3 protein-coding genes are annotated in these 4,525 nt (G+C 37.6%); all 3 read right to left on the reverse strand.

Going from position 1 to position 4,525, the window contains the following annotated elements; translation table 11 throughout:
* Positions 1 to 1,854, reverse strand: a 1,854-nt coding sequence (locus tag X924_RS04380; protein WP_146255667.1) for an ABC transporter substrate-binding protein, incomplete at its 3' end; no start/stop codon positions are given.
* A 175-nt stretch (positions 1,855 to 2,029) separates the two neighbouring features.
* On the reverse strand, positions 2,030 to 3,628 hold the full coding sequence (locus tag X924_RS04385) for a hypothetical protein (protein WP_121957734.1): 1,599 nt from the start codon (positions 3,626 to 3,628) through the stop codon (positions 2,030 to 2,032).
* Between the two features lie 243 nt (positions 3,629 to 3,871).
* The coding region (locus X924_RS04390; RefSeq protein WP_199172628.1) for a glycoside hydrolase family 3 C-terminal domain-containing protein at positions 3,872 to 4,525 on the reverse strand (654 nt) is incomplete at its 5' end.

Consider the following 4,525-nt stretch of genomic DNA (forward strand, 5'->3'; position numbering starts at 1 on the left):
GTATTTTAAATTTGGCCAATGCTGATATGGCATAATATATGGATTTTCTGCACCAGGATAATTAGTCCAATAATATTCGTCCCATCCAACAACACCGGGAAAATTACAAACCGGTATTGTAGGCATTTCTTCTACAAGTATTTTTAGACCTTCCATACCAAGTTCAAGGTTTCTTGGATCGTCCCAATCTAATTTTTCCATTCCTTCTATAATTTTATCCATTTGAGGATTTGTCCATCTTCCTGCCGAAGGACCTAAAGACCCCGCTACAGCTTCTCCCCTAGGTTTGTAAAATCTTGAATGAATGCTTGAGAACACACGATATAGATCGGGATGACCTCCCCAGGGTTCTGCTGCAGGAGTCGTAGTAGAAACTTCAAAATTACCAAAGGTAACTAAATCCCCCATTGACTCATTAGATACAACTGAAACATCTATTCCGAAATTTCTCCATTGCTGCGCAGCTGCCAATCCGTTTATATAAGCAGGATCAGAAGGATTTGCACCACTTAATATGTTGATTTTCCATGGTTTTCCATCTGGCAATAACCATTTACCATTTCTATCTCTCCTAAATCCATTTCTAATTAACAGTTGTTCTGCCACATCAGGTGCATATTTCCACCACCCATGCCCGAACATTTCTTTGAGAGATTCTACATCATTTGGTACTTTGTATCCTCTTTCCCTTGCATATTGAGCTGCTCTAAGTGTTGCAGAAGGATCATACGGTTTGAATGGTTGTCCATTAACTTCTATATCTAATGTGAAATTTTTTAACCATTCTTCCATCGGCTTATAATAAGTTTCTATGTAATAAGGAGTAGCTGGAATATGTATTGCACCCATGGGCGAAACTCCGTCACAAGTAATTCCAATGTAGTCAACTATGTCTATCGCTAATGTCAATGCCCATCTGACATCTTTTAGATTGTATGGATAAACATCATTATTGAAAGTAATTCCAATTATACAGGGATCTGTATTTACAACCCATGGATATTCTATTCTGTATCCTCTTGTATATGGGTTCCTTTGCATTAGAGCCCTAAATGATTCCATAGTTAAATCGGTCATATCTAAATTATGGTTAGCTTGAGCGATTACTTTGCTGCTTGTTTCCCCATAATGGTAGAACAATACATATGTTGGTTTAGGTTCTCCAAATAATATTCCTGTTGGGGTTCTATCCCAATCTTTACGTTTTTCCCAAAGAGTCCAATAACCAGCTCGATCATAATCTTTTAGTACATAAGGCCCACTACTTATTGGAGGATTAAAATCAAAAGATAAGGGATCTTCGACTTTTTCAAAAATGTGTTTTGGAAATGGCCTCCATCCTCCCCATCTGTCAACAAAACTTGTATGAAAACGAGCGTTAGGCTCTTTTAACTCAAAAACTACCGTATAGTCATCTGTTTTATATACTTTTTCTACATTCAAAATGAATGTATCATGGCTACCCATACCAGAATATTTCATAGCTGTTTCTATACCATATACAATGTCATCGGCGGTAATTTCTACTCCATCACTCCAATAACAGCCTTTCCTTAATTTTATAGTCATCTGAGTGAAATCATTGTTGTATATGGGACCTTCTGCTGCTAAAGCGTTTATTACTTCTCCTCTAGTGGGTTCCATCAACCAAAGAGGTTCTAACATCAACTGCTGAACTCCACGATCTGGTGAGCGCCAAGATACTGTAAAAACATTAAAATTACTTGGTGCAACTGCTCTTCCTGTTAGTGTACCAGCAATTAAAGTCTCTTCTCTTGGTATACCTGCAACTTGTGAAAAGCCCGCTATAACAAGCAAAAAAGACAACAAAACTATCCATACATTTTTTTTCATTTCTGCCACCTCCTACTAGATTTTTTATCTTGCTTTTTTCTTTTAAAAATAGAACTTTAATACTCGACTTCTAATATTTCTTTACCTTTGACACTTAAAACTACTGACAAAACATCTTTTACAGATATTGAGCTTGTTGTCACATCTGCCAATATAATGCAAATTCTTAGAAAACTCAGAGACTCTGTCTTGCAAGCCACTCGAATATGGTCTCGCCGCTTTCATCTTCTACAAGATTGTTGTAAATATAGTTCCATGCGTCATGAGCACCATAATAGTATTCCCCGTCGAAAACTGGACCTTCAGGATACATTTTTAGTTTAACGTCAACACCTACAGAAGATAGGTTATTAAAAGCAGTAGAAAGACCTCGGGCAGCCCAGTCAGATGTGCTTCCCACAAGATATACCGCCATGCCCTTGTCAGCGATTATCTGTGCCTGGTCGGTATTTATATTTCCTCCCGAACAGAGAATCGCAGCAGCGTAATCAATCTTATTCTCTGTAGTAGACGTTATGAGCGGAATTGTCATGCCAGTACCCATTGAAAGACCTCCAACATAAATTTTATTGGTGTCAACATAATTTTCAGAGACTATTGTATTGATAAGTGTTTCCATATCGTCCAGCCTACTAGCACTCCATCCAGTAGTAGTCGATTGTGGAGCCAAAATATAACATCCACCTAAAACTTCCTGGAACTCCTCATCCGCAAAGGCAAGAATCCTATTGCCTATGAGATTGCCACCTGGGTTATCACCAAAATATCGTTCTCCTGTACCATGGAACCACACCAGTATAGGCCTTTTATTATTCTCACTTGCATTATCGGGAATATAGAGCGAGTATGTCCCTCCACCCGGCTCATCGAAGATCTCAAATTGATCAAATAAGGGGTCATGTTTTGTTTCATCCTGAACATAAGATGCCTCCGCTATGCCGAGGATTTCCTTGTTCTGCATAAGATCAACTTCTATAGTCGCATAGGCAATTAATCCACCTGGTCCTGTATACCACGCTGCTCTGGTAGCAGGAACATCATACCGGTTAGCTTGACTTCCATTTGGTTCAGTTCTGGTACCCCATTCAATGTCAATTTTGACATATTTGCCCTTGTCCACTCTATTACCTTCGGCATCTGCAACATAGGCGTCAACAATATTCCATTTAGCCCATCCATCTCCGAGAGCATAATCCTCTTTTTCAGGATCCCAGGCGAAACTTCCAAAAGAACCTTGAACATCTCCGTTATATTCGGTTACTTTAGCTATTGCAGAGAAGGTATCCTTATCTATGGCTGTAGAGGTAAGTGTTACACCCATATCAATTAGAACTCCAGAGAAGTAATACCCAGGATTGATTGAGGTTCTCAAAACATCAAACAAAATTTCACCACTGTACAAAGGGGGAACAATAATTGTGATATCACGCTCTTGTCCATCTACTGTTGTTAGCGTAAATACCACACTTTGCTCCTCGATCGTTTGTTGGATCTTGACGTCGAGCACTGCTGTGACCTGTCCATTGATCTTTGCAACACGCGGAGCGATGATGACGTTGCCTTCTTCACCCTCCCACGTTACATCGACTTGATAAATAATATTACCCGGACGACCGACGATGATTTCACCAACATACCAGCCATCTACTGCCTCAAAAATCCCCTTCTCAAAAATATACTCTTCTTTACTACCAGCATTGTTCGAGCCAGTAATGCAAGCATTTAAAACAAACAGCATGATCAACACAATGACAAACGTTAATACTTTTTTCATTTATTCCACCTCCTAATAATTTTTATGTACTTACTTTAAAAATTCTAAAACTTAAGTTTTGCTAATATTTTAGTTTTAAATTTTTCCAAAAATACCCTCATAACTCTAATACTTACTAACTATGAATTTTTTTAACTTCTTCGCTACGTATAACTAAATTTGAAAATTTTCATTTCTAAAATCCTTAATTTTTATACTTTTTACTTTGGTCTGTCCCAAAATAATTAAATTAAAAACAAATGTTCAATATTCCAATTCAATATCTTTTTCTCCTTTAACACTTAAAACCACCGAAACTACATCTTCCCCTGTCAATGCTTTGCTTCTTTCATCAGGTTGTTGACCTCCTACATATATCTTGAACTCTCCTGGTTCTAATACACACCTCCCTTCTTCATTTATCATTCCTAACTGTCTTGGTGTAATTCTAAAAGTTATCGTTTTGCTTTCTTGCGGTTTAAGATATACCCGTTTAAATCCTTTGAGTTCATATTTTGGTACTTCTACTGTGCTTTCTATATCTTTTATGTAAAGTTGTACTACATCTTCGCCTGCTATGTCACTTGTATTTTTTACTGTCACTTCTACCTCAATATCTTTTAATTCTTTTATATCCATAACTTGTGGATCTAACTTTAAATCACTGTATTCAAATTTTGAGTAACTAAGTCCGTATCCAAATGGATAGAGCGGTTCTTCTTTCATGTATCTGTACGTTCTTCCTTTCATTGAGTAATCAGTAAATGGAGGTAGTTGGTCTACTGATTTTACAAACGTTATCGGTAATCTTCCAGCTGGATTGTATTTTCCCAATATTACATCAGCTAACGCTGTACCTCCTTCTTCTCCTGGATACCAACATTCTATTATTGCTGGTATGTTTTCTTGTGCCCAGTT

The organism is Petrotoga sp. 9PWA.NaAc.5.4, from assembly GCF_002895485.1.
Taxonomy (GTDB): domain Bacteria; phylum Thermotogota; class Thermotogae; order Petrotogales; family Petrotogaceae; genus AZRK01.

Bases quoted from the DNA above. Each gene is read 5' to 3' on its own strand.
- X924_RS04385 (WP_121957734.1), bottom strand. From the start codon at position 3,628: ATGAAAAAAGTATTAACGTTTGTCATTGTGTTGATCATGCTGTTTGTT.